Origin of the sequence: Shewanella sp. SM73 (genome assembly GCF_025653795.1) — a bacterium.
Taxonomy (GTDB): Bacteria; Pseudomonadota; Gammaproteobacteria; order Enterobacterales; family Shewanellaceae; genus Shewanella; species Shewanella oncorhynchi.
The window spans coordinates 95,020-116,461 of record NZ_JAKKRY010000012.1 but is presented as its reverse complement, the minus strand read 5'-3'; the positions used below and the strand labels follow the sequence as shown (position 1 = coordinate 116,461).

General features: G+C 45.5%; 18 protein-coding genes and 1 riboswitch. Of the genes, 12 read left to right on the top strand and 6 right to left on the bottom strand.

Translation table 11 applies throughout. The annotated features are described in order from the left end of the window. Positions 1–12: 12 nt before the first annotated feature. Entirely contained in the window at positions 13–942 is a 930-nt protein-coding gene (gene gspC / locus L5M51_RS16325; protein ID WP_131525237.1) for a type II secretion system protein GspC, read from the bottom strand. A gap of 253 nt (positions 943–1,195) precedes the next feature. On the opposite strand from gspC, the gene hslR reads away from it, so the two are divergent. The 4 genes from hslR to L5M51_RS16305 all read left to right on the top strand — a co-directional run bounded on the left by hslR (position 1,196) and on the right by L5M51_RS16305 (position 6,026). Then, complete coding sequence (gene hslR, locus L5M51_RS16320) at positions 1,196–1,594, top strand: ribosome-associated heat shock protein Hsp15 (RefSeq protein ID WP_011848177.1); 399 nt, start codon at positions 1,196–1,198, stop codon at positions 1,592–1,594. 14 nt (positions 1,595–1,608) lie between these two features. Further along, complete coding sequence (gene hslO, locus L5M51_RS16315) at positions 1,609–2,469, top strand: Hsp33 family molecular chaperone HslO (protein ID WP_105250990.1); 861 nt, start codon at positions 1,609–1,611, stop codon at positions 2,467–2,469. A gap of 197 nt (positions 2,470–2,666) precedes the next feature. Beyond that, positions 2,667–4,208 (top strand): phosphoenolpyruvate carboxykinase, encoded by a 1,542-nt coding sequence (locus tag L5M51_RS16310; protein WP_263173766.1) that lies wholly within the window; start codon positions 2,667–2,669, stop codon positions 4,206–4,208. Positions 4,209–4,466: 258 nt separating this feature from the next. After that, a complete protein-coding gene (locus L5M51_RS16305) occupies positions 4,467–6,026 on the top strand; it encodes an AbgT family transporter (protein ID WP_263173763.1) in 1,560 nt (519 codons plus the stop codon). A 190-nt stretch (positions 6,027–6,216) separates the two neighbouring features. On the opposite strand, the gene L5M51_RS16300 is transcribed toward L5M51_RS16305, so the two are convergent. Continuing rightward, positions 6,217–6,573: a hypothetical protein gene (locus tag L5M51_RS16300; RefSeq protein WP_263173760.1), complete on the bottom strand. Its 357-nt coding sequence runs from the start codon at positions 6,571–6,573 to the stop codon at positions 6,217–6,219. A 499-nt stretch (positions 6,574–7,072) separates the two neighbouring features. Here L5M51_RS16300 and L5M51_RS16295 point away from each other — a divergent pair, with 499 nt between their 5' ends. The 3 genes from L5M51_RS16295 (at position 7,073) to L5M51_RS16285 (ending at position 11,904) form a co-directional block, all read left to right on the top strand. Then, positions 7,073–8,323: a dicarboxylate/amino acid:cation symporter gene (locus tag L5M51_RS16295; RefSeq protein WP_131525701.1), complete on the top strand. Its 1,251-nt coding sequence runs from the start codon at positions 7,073–7,075 to the stop codon at positions 8,321–8,323. A 274-nt stretch (positions 8,324–8,597) separates the two neighbouring features. Then, positions 8,598–9,734 carry an FUSC family protein gene (locus L5M51_RS16290; RefSeq protein WP_263173759.1) on the top strand — a complete coding sequence of 379 codons (1,137 nt, stop codon included), beginning with the start codon at positions 8,598–8,600 and terminating at the stop codon, positions 9,732–9,734. 133 nt (positions 9,735–9,867) lie between these two features. Continuing rightward, positions 9,868–11,904, top strand: a complete 2,037-nt coding sequence (locus tag L5M51_RS16285) for a M14 family metallopeptidase (RefSeq protein WP_263173758.1) — start codon at positions 9,868–9,870, stop codon at positions 11,902–11,904. Positions 11,905–11,929: 25 nt separating this feature from the next. Here the strand turns inward: L5M51_RS16285 and L5M51_RS16280 are convergent, their stop codons facing one another. Next, positions 11,930–12,697, bottom strand: a complete 768-nt coding sequence (locus tag L5M51_RS16280; RefSeq protein ID WP_263173756.1) for a class I SAM-dependent methyltransferase — start codon at positions 12,695–12,697, stop codon at positions 11,930–11,932. Between the two features lie 269 nt (positions 12,698–12,966). Between L5M51_RS16280 and L5M51_RS16275 the strand changes: the two genes are divergently transcribed. From L5M51_RS16275 to L5M51_RS16265, 3 genes are all read left to right on the top strand, one after another. Beyond that, positions 12,967–13,752 (top strand): hypothetical protein, encoded by a 786-nt coding sequence (locus tag L5M51_RS16275; RefSeq protein WP_263173786.1) that lies wholly within the window; start codon positions 12,967–12,969, stop codon positions 13,750–13,752. A 308-nt stretch (positions 13,753–14,060) separates the two neighbouring features. Continuing rightward, positions 14,061–14,531 carry a hypothetical protein gene (locus tag L5M51_RS16270; RefSeq protein ID WP_263173754.1) on the top strand — a complete coding sequence of 157 codons (471 nt, stop codon included), beginning with the start codon at positions 14,061–14,063 and terminating at the stop codon, positions 14,529–14,531. A 121-nt stretch (positions 14,532–14,652) separates the two neighbouring features. Further along, a complete protein-coding gene (locus L5M51_RS16265) occupies positions 14,653–15,345 on the top strand; it encodes a hypothetical protein (protein WP_198573360.1) in 693 nt (230 codons plus the stop codon). A gap of 525 nt (positions 15,346–15,870) precedes the next feature. On the opposite strand, the gene L5M51_RS16260 is transcribed toward L5M51_RS16265, so the two are convergent. Further along, complete coding sequence (locus tag L5M51_RS16260) at positions 15,871–16,749, bottom strand: hypothetical protein (RefSeq protein WP_263173752.1); 879 nt, start codon at positions 16,747–16,749, stop codon at positions 15,871–15,873. A gap of 267 nt (positions 16,750–17,016) precedes the next feature. Between L5M51_RS16260 and L5M51_RS16255 the strand changes: the two genes are divergently transcribed. Further along, complete coding sequence (locus L5M51_RS16255; RefSeq protein WP_263173750.1) at positions 17,017–17,169, top strand: hypothetical protein; 153 nt, start codon at positions 17,017–17,019, stop codon at positions 17,167–17,169. Here L5M51_RS16255 and L5M51_RS16250 read toward each other — a convergent pair. Together L5M51_RS16250 and L5M51_RS16245 are read right to left on the bottom strand one after the other, a co-directional pair. Then, positions 17,166–17,624, bottom strand: coding sequence for a GIY-YIG nuclease family protein (locus L5M51_RS16250; RefSeq protein WP_263173748.1), 459 nt, complete (start codon positions 17,622–17,624; stop codon positions 17,166–17,168). The genes L5M51_RS16255 and L5M51_RS16250 overlap by 4 nt on opposite strands. 11 nt (positions 17,625–17,635) lie before the next feature. Next, positions 17,636–19,771 (bottom strand): S9 family peptidase, encoded by a 2,136-nt coding sequence (locus L5M51_RS16245; protein WP_263173746.1) that lies wholly within the window; start codon positions 19,769–19,771, stop codon positions 17,636–17,638. A gap of 180 nt (positions 19,772–19,951) precedes the next feature. Next, positions 19,952–20,183: riboswitch (FMN riboswitch) on the top strand. A gap of 190 nt (positions 20,184–20,373) precedes the next feature. On the opposite strand from L5M51_RS16245, the gene ribB reads away from it, so the two are divergent. Next, complete coding sequence (gene ribB, locus L5M51_RS16240) at positions 20,374–21,027, top strand: 3,4-dihydroxy-2-butanone-4-phosphate synthase (RefSeq protein WP_105250977.1); 654 nt, start codon at positions 20,374–20,376, stop codon at positions 21,025–21,027. The last annotated feature ends 415 nt before the right edge of the window (positions 21,028–21,442 follow it).

Sequence of the window (21,442 nt, the reverse complement as noted above, 5' to 3'; positions counted from 1 at the left end):
CTCTAACGCGTGTTATTGCGGCAAACTAAACATGATTTCAACCAATTGTCCTTCCCGCTCAACCATAATAGAAACTTCGGTTAACTCGGGTAATTGGCTCATCATTTCTAACGCTTGACTCATTACGGTCAAGTCGTATCCATTAATCGATTTGGCTAAATCGTTAGCTTTAAAACCCGCCTGCTTAAACAAATTGGCGTCTTTCCCTGGATTCAAGCGATATCCCGCCACAGCGTCACCCTGTCTGACAGGTGAAATGGCAATATAATCGGTGATCTTACTAGGGTCGGCTAACAATTCGGTGCGGGATTCGGCGAGTTCTTGGGAGATTTCGGCATTTTTACGTTGATCAACACGGCTCACTGCCGAGCCAGTCTTATTAGTCTTAGCTTGTTGTAACTGCTGATTGGCTGGGCTTTGGCTAGTATAAACTAAGCCATCGAGCATTAATGTCTCGTAACGGCCAGCGTTAGTGATGATAATACGGTCGGCATAGACTTCTTTCAGTGATGCCGAAGTGCCCTTGATTTTATCGCCTAAGCTGTAGGTCTCTTGGCTGCCGTTTGACTCAATGATTGCTAAGCCTTTCTGATCCGCTGTCGATGCAACAACGCCAGTGAGCTGAATAGAGAGTGTGGTCTTAGGCGCGTCGGTCACAGTCTCAACAACCTCAGTTTTTGGCTTTTCAGATTTAGCATCTGCCTTACCAAAGAGACCAAGCTGCTGTAAACCCGCAAGATCAACCTGCCCAGCACCTTTACCCGTCAGGTTAACGGGCGTTGGCGACCAAGCACTGGGTGATGAGCTAGTAGGCACTAATTTCCATGTAATTTGCGCGGCTAACAACATGATCACAATAAAACCCAACCAGAAGACTATCCGGCTTAAGGGCTTATGGGGCATGCCAATGGCTTTTGCGATAACTTTATCTAATAAATCCATATTTTATGTGGACCCTCGATACAGGTCTCTGTTCTGATTATAATAATTAGGCGGTTACCGTCTCATGCTAACCTAGGCAGCATTTGGCAACAAGCCCATAACAGCATTCAAATTGGCGAAAATAGGCCAATTATGCTAACTTTGCCCGCCATAAAAGGGTGTGAAGCACGCCACCCTTTAACATAATAGAAATGCTCTTCACGCATTTTCTTGCTCGGCATGTGAACTCATCGATCTTTTAGCTGGAGACACTATGACTCAAGGTCAAAGCGATAAAACAGACATTCGACTCGATAAGTGGCTTTGGGCTGCACGTTTTTATAAAACCCGTGCCATCGCCAAAGAAATGATTAACGGCGGCAAAGTACATTACAACGGCCAGCGTGCCAAATCTAGTAGGAATGCCGAGATAGGCGCCGTCCTTAAGATACGCCAAGGATATGACGATAAAGAGATCGTCATAAAAAAATTATCGCAATTACGCCAAAGTGGTGCGATTGCACAAGAATTGTACGAAGAAACCGCGACAAGTCTGGCTAAACGGGCCATTAATGCTGAGCAACGACGCCTCCACATGCTCAATAACCCGATACCCGATCAGAAACCAGATAAAAAGCAACGACGCCAGCTCATGCGCTTTAAAGACCTTTAACAGTGAGATACACGATGAACCAAGATACTTTACACCGCTACTTGTTCGATAATGCCGATGTGCGCGGTGAACTGGTGCAGTTACAAGACAGCTATCAACAAGTGATCAGCGCCCAAGAATACCCAGCCGTACTGCAAGTGCTACTGGGTGAATTAATGGCAGCCACCTCACTATTAACCGCTACATTGAAATTTAGCGGTGATATCAGCGTACAGTTACAAGGCAACGGCCCTGTTTCTTTAGCAGTGATCAACGGTAACAATTTACAAGAGTTACGCGGTGTGGCTCGCTGGAATGCTGAACTCGCCGATGATGCTAGCCTCACAGAACTCTTCGGCCAAGGCTATATGGTCATCACCTTAACACCCGACGAAGGTGAACGCTACCAAGGTGTCGTTGCACTAGACAAGCCAACGCTTGCGGCCTGTGTTGAAGAATACTTCAATCAATCTGAGCAGTTACCTACGGGAATTTGGTTATTTGCCGACGGCAAACAAGCGGCGGGCATGTTCCTACAAATTCTGCCAAGCCAGCAAGATCACAACGCCGACTTCGAACACTTGAGCCAACTGACGTCGACCATCAAGGCCGAAGAGCTATTTACTCTTGATGCAGAAAGCGTGTTACATCGCCTCTATCATCAGGAAGAAGTACGCTTATTTGATCCTATCGATGTGAGCTTTAAATGCACTTGTTCCCATGAACGCAGTGCCGGCGCGATCAAAACCTTAGATCAAGCAGAAATCGAAGCCATACTGGCCGAAGATGGCAAGATAGAAATGGGTTGCGAATATTGCCACGCTAAATACACCTTTGATGCCATAGACGTAGCAACCTTATTTGCTAACGGTCAGACATCAACAACCCAGCAGTAAAACGACTCCCGCTAAAAAATGGGCGCCCTATTTGGCGCCCATTGTTTATTCATACCTATAATCCCCTCACACATTACACTCGGCTTAGGCTACAATCGCCTCACTTTGTCACCTAGCACGACTCAGGCGATAAATAAAATTAAATCGGCAGACGATCGATATTAAAATAACCTTACAAATCAAATGGAGACCTCACTATGGCGGATGGATTAAACCGCGTTCACTTTAACCCCTCAACAGCACAACTTGTCGAATTTGCCCTGCTACGCGGCGAAGGTGAATTGACAGCCAATGGCGCATTAGTTGCTAAAACAGGCGCTCGCAGCGGTCGCTCACCTGGCGATCGTTTCATTGTAAGAGAACCCAGTTCAGAAGCTGACATCGAATGGGGAACAGTCAATCAAGCTTTCGATCCAGGTGCTTTTGAAGGTTTATGGGCACGGGTTGAAGCTTACCTAGCCGATAAAGAACTGTTTGTATCTGATCTCGAAGTCGGTGCCGACACTGAACATTACCAACCAGTACGAGTCACCACGCAATACGCTTGGCACCAACTGTTCGCCCGCAATCTATTTATCATTCCTGAAGAATTTAATCGTAAAGACAAACCAGTGTGGCAGATCATCAATGCCCCTGACTTTGTTTGCGTACCAGAACGTGATGGCACTAACTCAGATGCGACCGTGATTTTAAACTTCGCTGAACGTAAAGTGCTACTTGCCGGCCTGAAATACGCTGGCGAAATGAAAAAGTCTATGTTCTCAGTGCAGAACTTCCTACTGCCAGCCCAAGGCGTGCTCCCAATGCACTGCTCGGCCAACGTGGGTAAAGATGGCGACACTACGCTGTTTTTCGGTTTATCTGGCACAGGTAAAACCACACTCTCTGCCGATCCAAAACGCTTCCTGATTGGTGATGATGAACACGGCTGGGCACCCGGCGGTGTATTCAACATCGAAGGCGGTTGCTACGCCAAATGTATCGATTTAAGCCAGAAGAATGAGCCCGTGATTTGGGATGCGATTCGTTTCGGCACTGTGCTTGAAAACGTCGTGATGGACGAACACCGCGTACCTAACTACAAAGACAGTAGCCTGACGGAAAACACCCGCGCAGCCTATCCGCTGGAGCACATTGCCCAACGTAAAGAAGACAACTGCGGCGCTGAGCCACATGCGGTTGTATTCTTAACCTGCGACGTATCTGGCGTATTACCACCGGTTTCTATCCTGACCAAAGAACAAGCGGCATACCACTTCTTGTCTGGCTATACCGCCAAAGTAGGTTCGACTGAAATCGGCTCAACCTCGGCGATTCAATCCACCTTCTCAACGTGCTTCGGCGCACCTTTCTTCCCACGCCCTGCTGGCGTGTACGCAGAACTGTTGATGAAGCGCATTGAGTCCTTCGGCAGCCAAGTGTACTTAGTCAACACTGGTTGGACTGGTGGCCCACACGGTGTAGGTAAACGTTTTGACATCCCAACCACCCGCGCCATCGTCGATGCGATTGTCAGCGGTGAGTTGAAAGATGTGGAAACCGTCCACTTAGACACCTTGAACCTCGCCGTTCCTGTAGCAGTAAGTGGTGTAGACAGCAATTTACTCAATCCAATCAACACTTGGGGCGATAAAGCGCTATATGCCGAATACGCCCAGAAACTAGCAGAAGCTTTCACTAAAAACTTCGCTAAGTATCAAGTGTCAGACGCTATCCGCAATGCAGGCCCAAAAGCATAAGCGCGTAGTGGATTTGTTCGGTACGGTTATTTAGTCAAAAATATCGTTTCATAAAAAAGCGCGGGTTCAGTCATGAACCCGCGCTTTTTATTTGCGGCTAAATTGATTTAGTGATGATTAAATCCACCCGCACTAAAGTCACTGCGATAGATTTTTATATGTTTTATTTCTTATCGATTAGTTAAACCAAGCTTAAATTAATGCTGCGTTTTTATAATCACCGATAACAATCATCATTTTTTAGGAAGCGGCACCCAAATGGAAAATCATAAACCTGTCACTGGATTCCAGCGATTTCTCAATGGCGTCGAAGTCGTCGGCAATAAACTGCCTGATCCGGCGGTATTATTTGCGATGTTTCTGGGCTTAGTCTGGCTGATCTCTTGGGGATTATCGGGTGTCAGTTTTGATGAAATCGACCCTCGTACTGGTAACCCGATTCAAGTCGTCAATATGCTTGATGGTGGTGCGTTAACCGCTTTTACCTCGGCGATGGTCACGACCTTTGTCACTTTCCCGCCGCTAGGTGTGGTGCTTGTGGCCATGCTGGGCCTAGGCGTTGCTGAACATACTGGCTTTATTAATGCAGGGCTGCGCTCCATTTTATCTGTCACTCCCAAGATGTTACTCACCCCGGTATTGATAGCCGTGGGTATTCTGAGCCATGTCGCGGTTGATGCGGGCTATGTACTCGTTATCCCACTCGGCGCGGTGATCTTCTATGCCGCGGGTCGTCATCCCTTAGCCGGTATTGCCGCCGCTTTCGCTGGCGTATCCGGCGGTTTTTCTGCAACCGTTGGCGTGCCATCCAGCCTTGATCCTATGTTAGCGGGCTTAACTCAGGCAGCGGCAAGATTATCGGCCGATCCCGCGGCCGCCACATTAACGATTAACCCACTGAATAACATCTTTTTTACTTCGGCTTCTGCCATTTTAATTATCTTAGTTGGCTGGTTCTTAACGGATAAAGTTATCGAGCCGCGCCTAAAAAACACTGCGGTGAATGGCGATCCCAGCACGCTCCCAACCCTAGATGAACTGCAACCCCATGAGCGCCGCGGACTCAAATTCGCCATGGCCGCCATGTTGTTGTGTGCATTAGGATTAGTATTAACCGCCTATGGTGAACATTCTGCTTGGCGTGCTACTGACGGCGCCTTAACCAGTGCTTCAGCGCCATTAATGCGCTCCATTGTGGCGATTATTTTTGTGTTCTTCCTCATCCCCGGCATCGTGTATGGCTATGCCGCTGGCACGGCAAACAACCACAGAGCCATTATTCAAGGCATGAGCAAATCCATGAGCGGCATGGGTTATTACATCGTCATGGCCTTCTTCTGCGCCCAGTTTATTTATGCTTTTGGTCAATCCAATTTAGGCGCATTAATGGCAATTAAAGGCGCATTGGCGTTAAAGGAATTAGCCCTTCCTATGGGTGTGACTTTGGTGGGAATTGTGTTTCTCACGGCGTTCGTCAATCTATTAGTGGGTTCCGCTTCAGCCAAATGGGCATTAATTGGTGCCATTATGGTGCCCATGTTAATGGAACTAGGTGTGTCACCGGATTTGACTCAAGCCGCTTACCGAGTGGGCGACTCATCCACTAATATCATCACCCCACTGATGCCTTACTTTCCGTTAATTGTGGTGTTTTGCCAAAAATACGTTAAGGAATCGGGCATAGGCACTTTAGTGGCACTGATGTTACCGTTTTCAATCAGTTTTCTTTTACTTTGGAGCGGTTTCTTACTGGCATATTGGGCATTAGGCCTGCCTCTAGGGATTGGCAGCTCATTCACCTTCCCAGCAATACCCTAGGGCGTTCAAGAGGTATTCAGAGTGCTTGCGAAATTGAATTCATAATAAACAGGCGCTCAATACCTCAATAACCACTAAATGGTGCACAACTTATTACCTCGCCTTAAACACAAATGCCGACGTTAACCGTCGGTATTTTACCGCTAACAACACGTAATTTTATTTTATATAGAAACAACAAAATAAACACTTAAATATCTATAAACGCATCTCGCTCATAATAAAAGATAATAGCTTCAAGTAGTTCCTGTTCACTGGGCTGAGCTTTTTGCTGCTTGAGGTTATCGATCACATCCTCGATTTGATCCATGTTTAGCAGATAACCATAGTCACTCCGGCCTAAGCTATCCTCAAAGGCATCGATTTCGTCATCCGATAGGTCTCTCATATCAGCCACTATCGGGAATAATAACGTTGTCAGTTGCAGGGATTCACCTTCATCAAGATCTTGATAAACCAGCCAATAACTTAATCCAGGTTGTTCGACGCACTTTCTTATCCAGCACTGTAACGATTCGGGCGGGCCGAAAAATGAGGTGATGTTCATAATGTCCTCGAAATGGAGTTGTCATAGGGAAAACTGAGTGAGTCACAGAGTTGAATGGTCATGGAGGTTTTTTAGCTATTAACCACTCTCATGATTCATACAAGTAAAAGATGGGTGACCAACGACTCAAGCCGCCCAAAGAATACGAGAGGATATCTGCGCCCATCAAAGTAAAAATCACAATTCATCAATTCGGCAGTTAAAATCCCACAATTAAATAAGCTTTATTCATTTTTAAGCACATAAATTTAAGCATTCCTCATTTAACGTTAACGTGATTTAGACTTTGGTTATTTTGAAACCAAGGTTAGTGATGTTTCACAATCCCCTGCTATGCAATTGTGGTACTTTACTCGGTCAAAAATGTCGGGCATTTGCCTTTAACATAGAGTGAACCTTTAGCCTAGAGTAAGCCTTAATCACTAAAGCTTGAGTCATCTAGGTTCAAATCGTCTGTGCATGACACAAAATGCTGCGGCAACTGGGGAGTTTCGCAAGAATGAAGAGCAAGAGTTTATTAGGTAACATTGGTGTGCAAGTGGTTATTGCCATGATTATCGGCGCACTGGTGGGTTTTATGATGGGTGAGAGTGCAAGTGTGTTTGCACCACTCGGAACCATTTTCATCCATTTAATCAAAATGCTAGTGATACCACTGGTATTGGTTTCTATCATCAGCGGAGCAGCGAGCTTAGGCGATAGCCCATCGGCGGGTAAGATTGGCATTGGCACTTTCGGCTTTTTTATTGTCACGTCGGGCTTTGCCGTTGTGCTTGCACTCTTGATGGGTAATCTGTTCCAACCGGGTGCAGGCGTTGATTTTACCGCCCACAGCAGCACAGACTTGATGGAAGTAACCAAGGAACATGGCGCATTACCCGGGGTAATGGATACCTTTATCGGCATGATCCCAACCAATGTGTTCGAGTCGCTGAACGGCGGTAACATATTACAAATCTTAGTCTTTAGTATCTTCTTCGGCATCGCACTGACTAAAGTTAAAGGCGATGGCGCTAAGCCTATTTTGGCCGCACTCAACACAGTCGTCGATGCCTTTGTGTGGATGATCAACTGCGTGATGATCATTGCCCCTATCGGTGTATTTGGTTTGATGGCCGATTCTGTCGGTACCTTCGGTTTCGATGCACTAGAAGTCGTGTTTAAGTTATTCGCCGTGTTTGTGGCTGCGATTCTGATCTACGGCTTTATCTTCTTCCCATTAGTGGTACAACTCTTCTCAAGAGTATCGGCGCGCCAGTTTATTTCGGCAATGAAGAAACCACAGGTGATGGCATTATCGACCGCCTCTTCAATGGCGACTCTGCCAGTGAATATGGAAACCTGTGAGGAAGATCTTAAAGTCTCTAAGGCAACCACGGCTTTTGTACTGCCGTTAGGCGCCACCATTAATATGAGCGGCAACGCGATTTATTATGGTTTAGTGGCCATGTTCTTCGCCCAAATGTATAACGTTGATCTATCGATGACAGCCTATGCGGCCATTATTTTCACCTCAACCTTAGGTGCAATTGGTCAAGCTGGTGTGCCAGGCCCATCCTTCTTAGTGGTGGCAGTGCTGTTAGCTGCAGGAATTCCTATCGATGGTTTACCTTTGCTGTTTGCGTTAGACAGGGTTTTTGACATGATCCGTACCGCACTCAATATCACTGGCGATGCGGCTTGTGCCTTGATCATGGATAAATACACAGAAGTTGACGTTAAAGCGGATAGTGAGCGCAGCTTAAGCTAACTCAAACACTTTAAATATAGGCTTGAATAGGCAATGCTTATTCAAGCCTTTTTTATATCTGCAGCACGGTATAATGGCCTGCCTCTACACGCATCAGTTAAGCCTATTTAATCTGAGTGTTAATGTGATCTCTCCCGCGCCATCCACTAAGCTCAATTTGCTAGATTTCGCAATTTACATTTCTTTATGGCGCTATGGCCGCAAGTGACACGGTTTTTCTGCGATACTGCCACCAGATTAACATCGCTAAGTTAGCTCAAAGGAATTTTGCCCTATGTCTGTATTTGCCCCAGCCACACCCTTTGCCGACTTTATCTATCGCCATTTCCGCTCAATCCACGCCCTAAAGCTCGGGCTAGCCTTACTCGTTGCTGTCACTATTAATGCCATTTGGGCGCCACCGCATTTTATTTGGAGCATGGTCACGATAGTGATCATTATGATGAGCTTGCCTCAGGTAGGCGGCGCGATTGAAAAGTCGCTACAAAGGGCGATAGGCACTTGTTTAGGCTCAGCTTATGGGGTGATGTTAGTTGCCACTGTGGACAGTTATTGGCTAATCATGAGCCTGCTGATCTTAGCCGTTAGCTTGATTTGTTTTATCTCGGCCGGACGTTATAGCTATGCCTATTTAGTGGCCGGATTTACCATCATAATCGTGGTCGGCGACGCCAACCATGACACCTCTGAGGCACTATGGCGCACGGCCAACATCCTCTCCGGCTGCGTGATTGCTATTTTGGTCTCACTGTTCATTTTCCCGATTAAAGCTAAACAAGATTGGCGCTCCCAACTCACCCATGCCATCGACAATATGGCCGATGTATTAGCCGAGCATCTTAAGGCGCCCGCCAATCATGAGCTCGATTTTCGCGCTAGACTGGAGGCTGCGATGAAGGCCGTACTCACTCAAAAGAAACTGTTTTTCTCCTTGGAATGGGAAAGTCAAACCCTCAAAAAACACAAAGTGCTACTGTCGCAGTTAGCCAATAAACAAGTGCGCTTAATCACCTTACTCGAACTATTACCCTTAACCCGCTGGCAGGAAGAAGACAAAGACGCCTATCTGCAGATTAATGCGGTTGCCTCTGAGCTTGCCTTCTATTTGCAACAACTTGCAGAATTTGTGGCGGGTAAAGCTCAACAATTACCGACACTGCCAGAATGCTTAGATCAAGAATTACAACACAGACTCCAGCTTGCCCTAGTTGCAGCCACTCAAGCATCAACCGCTGATCCAGTGACAGCCGTAAACGACCAAGTGCCGCAGGGATTTGCGCTCACAGGTTATAGCTGGCTGATTTATCAGCTCGCGATTGCCGTCGAAGCACTTTATAAAGACATTGCCATTATCGACATTGCCTATCACAAGCGGCCAGCTTCTCAGATAACGCCCAACAAAACGGCTTAGTCGATTTTCCCATTTCGCTTAGTGCTTAAATCCATGTCAGAAATGCCGGATAACCCTTAGCCGCCCTTGCGTTAACGGGGCGTTTAATGAAAAGATACCGTCTTAATAAAAATTCGATAGATGGACTCTTTTCATGCGCTTGTTTTCTTTCTCCGTTATCGCCATTGCCTGTCTCTCTACGGGCAATCTGTACCCTGGGAATGCTTTTGCCAATGATGCGAAAACCACAGCCCAAACAACTCCGGCAGCCACTATGGCACAAGCCTCTACCACAGAAACATTGGCAGTTGGCTCCCCAGTAATCACAACGTCACAGGATGCAAGTCCAGCAGCGAATAGCCAAGCGACTGAAACTGCGACTAATGTACTGGCCGATACCACAGTTACGGCGCCAGAAGCACAACCAGCGCCCATTCCTGAACGAGCCAACACCTTTGTCAACGATGCGATTTTACCGCCAAACATCACTTGGTCTGGCGCCAGCGAATCGCTCATGTTAAGTGTTGATAGCGAGTGGGCGACTCCCTTTGAGCAAAGCGGCGGTATTGAAAGTCCAAGCTACGATGCCACTATCGCTTGGCTCGACAAACTCGCGGGCGAGACAGATAAATTACAAAAGGTGAGCTTAGGTAAGAGCCCACAAGGGCGCGATATTTGGATGTATATCGCCAGCAGTGAAGGCATTAATGAATCGGCACGCCTCAAACAAAACACTAAGCCGACAGTGCTAGTGCAGGCGGGGATTCATGCGGGAGAAATCGACGGTAAAGATGCCGGCATGATGCTACTACGTGACATTATCCAAGGCGATAAAAGTGCCCTGCTCGATAAAGCTAACCTCTTGTTTGTGCCTATTTTTAGTGTTGATGCCCATGAGCGCAGCGGCGAATTTAATCGTGTAAATCAACGTGGCCCTGTGAATATGGGCTGGCGCACTACGGCTAATAATCTCAACCTTAACCGCGATTATGCTAAGGCCGACAGCTTAGAAATGCAGCACATGCTGCGCGCAATCAACGTATGGCAACCGGATCTGTATATCGATGTCCATGTTACTGACGGCATCGACTATCAATACGATGTGACCTTTGGTTATAACCTTGCCCAAGGCTTAAGCCCTGCGAGCTACCGCTGGCTCGAAAACAGCTACAGACCTGCGGTTGAAGCCGCATTAACGGAACAAGGCCATATTCCCGGCGCACTGATTTTTGCCGTGGATAACGCCGATATTAACAAAGGCATGTCGCTGTGGAATCCAAGCCCGCGCTTCTCTAACGGTTATGGCGATGCTCGCCATTTGCCCACCATTCTGGTTGAAAACCACAGCCTAAAGCCCTTTAAGCAAAGGGTGCTCGGCACTTATGTGATGTTAGCGCAAACCCTCAAAACCGTGGGTGAACAGGCGACGAAACTTAAGAGTGCGATTCAAGAAGATAAATACCGCGCCTCACCGCTAATCACCCTTACTTGGAAATTAGCACCATTAGAAAAAGGCTGGGATTTTAAAGGCATAGATTATCAACTTGAAAAGAGCCCCATCAGTGGCGCTGAAGTTGTGCGCTGGACAGGTGAACCTAAGCTTTACCCTAACTTACCTGTGATGGCTGAAACAGTGCCCGACATTAAGGTCACTCGTCCGAGTGCTTACTATATTCCCGCTCAATGGACTCAAGTGATTGATCGTCTTAACGTGCATGGCATTCGCATGACCACGCTCAAAAAGCCAACCGAGTTGAAATTGCAACAATATACCCTCAGCAATCCCGTGTTTAACACTAAGGATTTTGAGGGCCGCCAAACGGTCAAAGCCGAGTCAGAGTTAACCAAAGTCAGTACAACTCTGCCCGCTGGCACCATTAAAATCAGTACGGATCAACCGCTAGGTGATCTGGCGATTTTACTGCTTGAGCCGCAATCACCAGATTCTTTACTGCAATGGGGTTTCTTCAATCCTATCTTCACTCGCACTGAATACATTGAAGATTATGCAGTAGAGCCAATGGCTGCCAAGATGCTGAAAGAAGATCCTAAGCTACAAGCTGAGTTCGACAAAGCACTGACTAATACAGAGTTTGCCGCCGATCCTGAGGCACGCCTACGCTGGTTCTATGAACGTAGCCCTTACTACGATAACCAATACCTTAAGTATCCGGTTTACCGTAGTCGTTGATCATCGCGATTACAAAAGGTTGTGATTACGCAGGCTTACGCGCACTGATGCTATACACCAAGGGCACCTTCTGCCCTTGGTGTGTTAACACATAACGACCATCGGCTTGTGCTTCGAGCCCTTCAAAGCAGTTATAGGGGCTGAAATCAAACTCGTGGAAGAACTCCAACACTAAGCCTGCCTGCAATAACGCATTGATCACTTCAGATAAACTGTGCGACCAGCACATTAAGGTTTGCTGATCATCACCGGTATTTTCGGTATATGTGCCTTCCAGCTCTATGTCTGGCTCACCCCGATTAAAATAGCTATAACCATCGAACAACTGCTGCGCCGGATGAAACTCGGCCATGTAAAACTGTCCGCCGGGTTTTAAACAGGCAGCCACTGTCTGCGCCCACAGAGTTAAATCCGGCAGCCAAACAATGGCGCCATAGGACGTAAACACAATATCGTGAGGCTCAACCTTGCTCGCCACACTGTAAACATCGCTACAGACAAACTCGGCGGACAACTGTGTCCGTTCTGCCAGCTTTTGCGCTTCAACAATCGCGACTTCTGACAAATCGACGCCTGTGACTCTCGCCCCTATTCGCGCCCACGACAAGGTGTCTAAGCCGAAATGACATTGCAGATGCAGCAAACTTTTACCTGCAACCTCGAGTTCACCTAGCTCAATTTCCCGCAGCGAAGTCTTACCACTAAGAAAGCCCGCCACATCATAAAAATCAGAAGTTAAATGTACCCGAGTGCGCGCATCCCAAGCCGTTTTGTTTGTTGTTAAATAATCCATCAGCATCCCTTCTTGTCTTTTTTGTATTTTTGATTCCGCGTGACTTACGGAGCTTAAACTAACTTAATAAATGAGCAATTTCACTAATCTATGAGTAAATCACCCATGTAGCGGACATGTCCGCACAGTGAACCTCGGACACTTTCAGCTTAACCAATTGATTATAAATGAAACTTAAAATTGGCATGGGCTGTGCAATGTCTTATTCATCGCAAGACGACTCAGCACTCACCCAAAAAATCGAGTGCCAGATAAACAAGGAAGCTAACATGTCACTACGCCCATTTATATTCACCCTCGCTTTTATAGTGTTTTTTACTGCTGGAGTATCGCTCACTGGCTGCATTCTTAATGTGAACGCTGCAGGCATGCCAGACTTAGACCACCAGCAACGCGAACTCACACTCGATAGCCAAGACTTACAAGGCCTGATTGCAGAAACTGGCGCAGGCAGTCTCGAAATTATCGGTGTCGAAGGCCTAGCCCAAATTAAACTCATCGCCGACATCTATAGCAATAAGGACGGCAACGATGACAGCAAAGTCATTCTCACCCTTGAGAAAAAAGCCAATAAAGCCAAGCTCAAGGCCAACTTTGAGCAAACAGATTCTAATAATGACTCGCCCTATATAGACCTAAAACTGCAAGTCCCTGCGAACTTTACACTGGATATTGATGACAGCTCAGGGGCTATTTTGATCAGCAAGATGACGTCAGACATGAACATCAAAGACGGTTCGGGTGAACTCACTATCAACGGTGGTAACAATATCAACATAGAGGATGGCTCAGGTGATATTGAAATCAGCCAAATCAACGGCAGCCTAACCATTGAAGATGGCGCTGGTGCCATCAAGCTGACCGATATTCGCGGCAATACCGCAATTGATGACGGCTCGGGCAACATAGAGGTCGCCAATGTGCAAAGTGCTGTGACCATCACAGACGGCTCAGGCAATATTAATGTCTTTAACACTAAGGGATTAACGATTCTTGCGGCAGGTTCTGGCGATGCGACATTTAACAAAATCGACGGCCCAGTGAGCATGCAATAACGCGCCGTTTTACCCCTCAACTCCCAAAGGTTTTACCCTCTTCCCGGCGTAGAGGCTGATGTTGCAACGGTTCCCAGCCAAGATGTCAGTCTTCTACCCACCCTTTTAAGCGTATGCCAGACTTATGCATTTATGCCACTAACCCCTTGTAGTGGCATTTTTTATACCGAAATTAAGCTTGAGTTTGCAGAAATGATGTTGATTTTATTCAGACCGTTACGCTTTAACCTTGTGGATTTGCTAAGATTGTCAGCCTTCCCACTTCAATAGTCGAAAAGTCACACTGTATTGCCAGTAAGGTCGAGAATATGGATCAGTTTTCGGAATACCAAAAAGAAATTGAAGCGCTTTCTCTATCGGATAACCCTAGACAGATAATGGAAGGACTAGGGGATATTTGTTTTGATGGCGAATCTTTTTATCGCAACGGCAATAAAGCTCTAGCCAAACACATTTTCAAGCATATTTACGCCTTAGATGCGCACTCAGACTATTTCTCACACGCCAGGACTGTCGCAAAAGCCTTTCTTATAACCTTGGAAGAAATTCCCCCTATCTCCCTAGAAGAGGCTATTTTACAGATAAAGCATGAACATGCCTCATTAGCTGCACATCAATTAAATCTGCTGATTGCAAAGCGTATTTTTAGGGAATTTAGCCACCATCAAGACGCTATCCACATCACTATGCAATATCTCACCAAAGCCGAGGCACTTACCCCTCTGAGCAAGAGTGACCTTCGCTTTAAAGCTTTAGTCAGCTCAAATAAGAGTGAGTAAAGGGATAGCGTGACAGAATAAATCATCAGAATTTAGAGCCGCTTCTCAAAAGAAATGCAAAAATATACCAGAAGAGATCAACGTTCTGAATTCGACAACCCAATTTTAATTAAGTGATAATATGGACATTTCATCTTTTAAGAAATATATAAAGTTAGCACCAGAAAATGTTTCAGAATGGCAGAGGTGGGAAAATTCATTACCTACCTTCGATTCTATATTACCAATATTGGATTATGTATATAACGCTGAGTGGCAGCGAGATGATTGGAAAGCCATAATGGCATTCATTCGGAAAGGTTATGTTGAGCAAAATGAATCATCTGAATTGGTTGACGGGATTAAGCATGTAAATATATTCAACTCCAAAGTTATTAATCTAAAAGTTGATGTCGCAATTTCATTAAACTGCTCCATTGTTCGTTCATTAGAGTCAATTAATTTATGCTCAGACTCAGTTGAATCATTAAGTGTGTCCCATGCAAGCAAACTCTCTGAAATTACTGGAAACACCCAGAATTTAAGCTACTTATCTTTAAATAAATGTCAAAAGTTAGATTTTGGTTCTATCATTTCAACGCTGGACAGCGTAAAAATTTTAGACCTCAGTGGAAACCCACAGTTGTCCAGTATTGACGAGTTGCGTGGAAATAAAAATATTTTTGCGTTGTATCTTGTTGAAACAAATGTAATTAAGACTAAAGAGACAGTAGAAATCTTGGCTTCGATACCAAACTTGAAAAAACTTTGGATTAAAGCAAACAAAAAGGAGTTGGAACTTTTAAGAGAAGCCCTACCAGGGATTGTAAATTAAGCATAGAAAAAGGCCGGACATGTAGTTCGAGAGCGTGAAAAGATCTGTGTAAGTGGCATTCTTAAACCGTTGAATGGATTTCAGAATACCAATAGCTGACAAACTTATCACTCAGCAGAAGAAAAAAATCGACTCACCCCAATGCAGACCAGTCTTTGGTGACGATAAAATCTTAACCACTTGATTTATTATGGAAATTAATCGTTAAGCTATTAAGCACTGCCATTCTAGTAACTCGCGGCCTTTCAGAAGTGTCCCTATAGGCTCAACGGCGGCATCTGCTGCATACAGAAGTGCAAATACCGCGATCACATGGATGTGAAAGAGCGGCTATGCCGCCAACGGTTACTTCCATGACAGTGCTTAATCTCATTAACCTTTGAGTATACCTGTGGCCAAATTGAACAATGAATGCCTTGATAAACTTCACATATAATGTTGCATTCAAGTATGAGCAACATTGCCACTAGCCCCCAACCTTGAACTAAAAATACCAAGCTTTAGGAATCACTCTTAAATGCTTTATTATCTTAATGACTTTCGACCAAACCTCTCATAATCATGGACAATAGCTTCAAACAGTTTTGAACCTACCACTTTATCCACATTATCAATCACATAATTTTCAATCTTTGCAAGCTGTTCTTCTGGGATTTGCTCGTATAGTTCAGATATTTTATTTGCAGCATCCCTGATATAACCATCAAAATCGTCAGGAAAGACGTACTGTCTTGGGGATATTGTTCCACCGCTAATAGCCACACGGCTAGATCGCATTTGTTTCGATTGCTTTGACTTAATTACACCTATAACAATAAACGAAGGTAACTTCGTATAAATGTACGTGCCTTGCGAGTTACCCACAATATCCATGGCAATAGCACGAAGGAAATACCGATTGATGTTTGTTGGAAGATTATCGAAATTTGTTGACTCAATAACATCAAGAGGAAATATGTGTTGCTCAAATTCGTATAAGTTTGAAGATTTACCAAGTAAGAAGTTGGCTAACCCCTCTTCAGCTTTTGCCAACATTTCTAGGTATTCTTGCGGTTTAGTTTCATGGCTATTTTTGCTGCGAACATAAGTAAGTGTTCGCCAAGACAAAGAGGCTGCAAATTTTGACAACCAATTTCCATACACCGCTACTAAACTCGAGTTTTTCATATAAGGGTGGAATATTTTAACCGAAAAAGTTCTTTCCCATGTTGAAAATAAATCTTCGCAAGCTCCACATAACCAATATTCTTTGGCTATATCTTGCTGTCGTTTACTTACTTGATTTCCATCTCTTAAATAACCCGTAATTGAAGTCTTCTTAAGCCACTTTCCTATAAATTTTGGAATAAAATGACTCAACTCAAGCTTCGCTTCTTGATTACATAATTTGCAAACGCCATGCATATAAAAAAGACCTCCATTAAGATAACCTTTGAATAGTGTGCATGCTCGCTTACCTCATTAGAGCAGAGAAAGCGTGCATCGTTAACTATTTGTATCAAAATAAATTAATCAGATTTCTATCACTTTCCTTACACAACAATCTATCAGACAGAATATCCCATGTGCGAGTTACAAACCTATCATATATTGCAATAGGATCATGCCAACTAAGATAGATAGTTCTGTCTGACATTAGGCTTAAGAGAATGCTCTAGGTAACAGGATACTATGCAGTTAGCCAGATTAAGCACTGACATGGAAGTGACCGTTGACGGCCTGGATGCCGTCGTCGAGCCTATAGGGACATATTTACGGCGAGTCACTGGAATGACAGTGCTTAATCTCATTCCTCGTCACAGAACAAGTATGATGCAGTGTTAACGCTCTAGTAATCCACGCCCTGACTCAATCAACACCAACTTTTGACTACGGCTTAACTTTTTAACTGCTATTTCACGGCGCAGTGCATCGCCGTGACTGCCAACCTGCTCTTGATACATCAGCGTTAACGGACCTTTACCGCGCAAATACTTAGCGGATTTGATACCACCCGATTGATGCTCGCTAAAGCGTCGTGTGACATCTGTGGTGACGCCTGTGTATAAATGCCCGTTGGCGCAGCGAACTAGATACAAATACCAGAGGGGTGCTGATTTTATGGGTGTAGGCTTCGGTGGTGCAGGATTTAATGGTACGGGATTCAGCGAAGCTTCTGTAACAACATTTTTGGTTGCGACAGCGCTAGTCACTGGGACAAGTGTGTCTGCCACCAGTGACTCATGTTGCTGTAAAGCGCCTCTGTCAGTATTGCCTAGGTTGACGGCTGATCCAGTCACTTGCGAATGACCTACTTCGCCATACCTAATAGACTCAAGAAGAAGGCATATTCTTGGGCAGTGTCTTGGTACTGGCGATAACGACCACTCTTACCGCCGTGGCCAGCTTCCATATCCACATTGAATAACAACACCTTATCATCCATCTTGTACCACTTATTCTGTACATCGCGCAGTTTAGCGACCCACTTGGCGGGTTCAAAATACTGCACTTGGGAATCATGCAAACCTGTCGTCACTAACATGTGTGGGTATTCTTGCTCAGTGACATTGTCGTAGGGCGAGTAACTCAGCATGTAATCGAAATAGGTTTTCTCGTTCGGATTGCCCCACTCGTCGTACTCATTGGTCGTCAACGGAATCGACTCGTCCAGCATAGTCGTCACCACATCAACAAAAGGTACATGGGCTGCAAGGGCGAAATACTTGTCCGGCGCTTGGTTAGCAATCGCGCCCATTAGCAAACCACCCGCGCTGCCGCCAGAGGCAACAACCTTGTTTTTGTCGCCATAACCTTGCGCCGTTAATGCCGTTGTTACGTCAATAAAATCATTGAAGGTATTCTGCTTATTCAACAACTTACCATTGTCATACCAAGGGCGACCTAGCATTTCTGAGCCGCGCACATGGGCAATGGCATACACAAAACCGCGGTCAAGCAAACTGATAACGGATGAAGAAAAATCGGGTTCTACTGTGTAACCGTAAGATCCATAACCGTATTGATACAGAGGGTTAGTGCCATCTTTCTTGAATTTATCTTTGCGATATACCAAAGAGACGGGCACTTTCGCACCATCGCGTGCCGTCACAAATATCCGTTCGGCACGATACTGGCTGGCATCGAAGCCGCCTAAGACTTGATCTTGTTTCAATAAATCACGTCTATCGGGATTCACCAGTGAATATTCGTATACGGCTTCTGGCGTCGTTAGGCTGGAGTAAAATATGCGTAACTTATTGCTGTCTTGCTGGGAATTGATCTCTAAACCCATCACATAAGCAGGCTCATCAAAGCTCAACTCGAAGGGCTTTTGACCATTGAGCGGCATCACTTTAATCCGCGTCAGGCCGTTTTCACGGGTCTGAATAATCAGATAATCCTTGAGCACTAACTCATCTTCGATACGGGCATTGGGATTATGCGCAACCACTTCTTGCCACTTCGATTTATCCGCCGCATCTTTGATGGCAACTTTCATCAAACGGAAGTTAGTCGCCTGCCAGTTGGTGAGAATGTAATAAGTATCACCCAGCTTAGACACACTGTATTCGTGACCTTCTTCCCGCGCTAATACTGGCTTGAATAAACCTAAAGGCTCGCTGGCATCGAGAATAGACACTTCACTCGTCGTGGTGCTTTCTTGGAACAACACAATTTGCGACTCATCTAAGGTTTTGCCAAGTGAGATATAAAATGAATCGTCTTGTTCTTCATACACTAAGACATCGCTCGATTGCTTAGTGCCTAGCTCGTGGCGATACACTTGATAGCCCAGCAAGGTTTTTAGATCTTTGGCGATGTAGAACACATGCTTGTTGTCGTTCGCCCACACTACGCGACCTTCGGTATTTTCAAGCACGTCGGTGATCATGTCGCCCGAAGCCAAGTCTTTAAAATAGATGTGATATACACGGCGGCTTAGGACATCTTCGCCAAAGGCCAACATGGTTTCATCTGGGCTGACACTGGCGCCGCCTAAACCATAAAACTCATGGCCCTTAGCTCGCTCGTTAACATCGAGCATCACTTGCTCAACACCATCGGCGCCCTTACGGCTGATCAGCGGATATTCGCCACCCTCTTGGTATCTGTGATAGTAGCAGTGCTGATGCCATTGGTACGGCACGCTCGACTCATCGGCGACTAAACGCTCGGTTAACTCTTTATAAAGACCATCTTGCAACGGCTTTAATGGTTTGAAATAAGCCGCGGTATAGCGATTCTCAGCGTTGAGATAGGCCAACACTTTAGGATCTTTGCGCTCATCATCACGCAGCCAATAGTAATCATCGGTACGCGTTACGCCATGTAAAGTCATCACATGGGGAATTTTTTCAGCAACCGGGGCGGGTACTTGCCCTTTGGAGGTCGAACAAGCGGATAACAGCATAGCAATACCTAAAGTGAGTAGCAGAGAGCGCATTTATACGTCCTTGTGACGTCCATAACGACCGTCGAAGAATGCGACGGCAAGTCAATTAGCTTATGTGTTCAGTATGATAGTGGTCAGGTGTGCACTAGCGCAAACATTGAACGCGAGAAGTTGCCATTCGCGGTAAATAAGAGCAACATAACCGCGTTTTTGAGCGCAAATGGCTCAAAAGCAAATTCTCAGGGCGGGGTGAAACTCCCCACCGGCGGTAAATGGGTAACGACTAAGTGATTATTTTGCTGAGCGACACCCAAAGCCCGCGAGCGCCCGAAATCACTTTCGGGGTCAGCAGATCTGGTGCCTTAGATTTTGCCTAGTGCAAAACTGACTATTCCAGAGCCGACGGTAATGGACTGTTTGCTTCAATGGCGACAGTGCTGAGTCCGGATGGAAGAGAATGTAAGACAACACCTTGCAGTATTTAAGTGCAACGCGCTTATGTATTGCAGTGTTAGCCTCATGTTTTGCAATAACTTCACCCCAAGTGAAGTGATATTGCTACAGCAAAATCGAGCCATTGGGTTTGATTACGTTGTATTTCTGCACGCCCTGATTCTGGATATTCCAATGTCGTTTATTTAAGGATATTAACCATGAATCAGTCTTTACTTGCTCCTTTTGGTACTGCTATCGAACGCGTTGAAGCGGGTCTTAATGCCCTGCGTCAAGGACAAGGTGTGTTAGTTGTCGATGACGAAGATAGAGAAAACGAAGGCGATTTAATTTTCGCTGCCGAGACGCTGACTAACGCGCAAATGGCCATGCTCATCCGTGAATGTAGCGGTATTGTTTGCCTGTGTTTACCCGATGCAAAAGTCAAAGCCCTCGAGTTGCCCCCTATGGTGGAAAACAACTCGAGCCAATACGGCACGGCGTTTACTGTGAGTATTGAAGCTAAAGTCGGTGTGACTACAGGGGTTTCTGCCGCTGACCGCGTGACCACCATTAAAGCGGCGATTGCCGATGGCGCTAAGCCAAGTGATCTCGCTCGTCCTGGCCATGTGTATCCACTTCGCGCCCAACCGGGTGGGGTATTGACCCGCCGTGGTCACACTGAAGGCACTATTGATTTAATGCAACTCGCGGGTTTAAAAGCCGCTGGCGTATTGTGTGAAGTCACTAACACCGATGGCACTATGGCGCGTTTGCCCGAAATTATTGCCTTCGGTGCTCAGCACAATATACCCGTATTAACGATTGAAGATATTGTCGTTTATCGCAAATCATTGCTGGCCAATGTCGGCTAGATAACATGCCAATCGCCTGAATCTAGGGCATTGATTTAAATAGAAGGACGTTTAGCTGCGGCAAGCGTCCTTTTTATTTAAGTAGATTTACCGTTAACAATCGCGTTCCACCTAATGCACTAAAAAAACCGATAAAAGGTAAAGTTAAACAAGTCATTCTTTCGAATGATGAAATACTGCTTCACATCACAGACAAGACAAATGCTTGTTTGATAGGTGCAAAATAGGTTAATAAAAATAGTCTCTTAGCATGATATATAACAATTTGCTTAATTTCGTGACCTAGATTAGATATCCATAAACTAAAGGTCGCGGTGGCTGGCCGCCTATGTTAAATATCCTCACCCTGTGCCTAGTCCTATTTGTAACTCGGATTCAACGTTATTACGTTGAATTTTCTTTTTCTGCCTAGGTG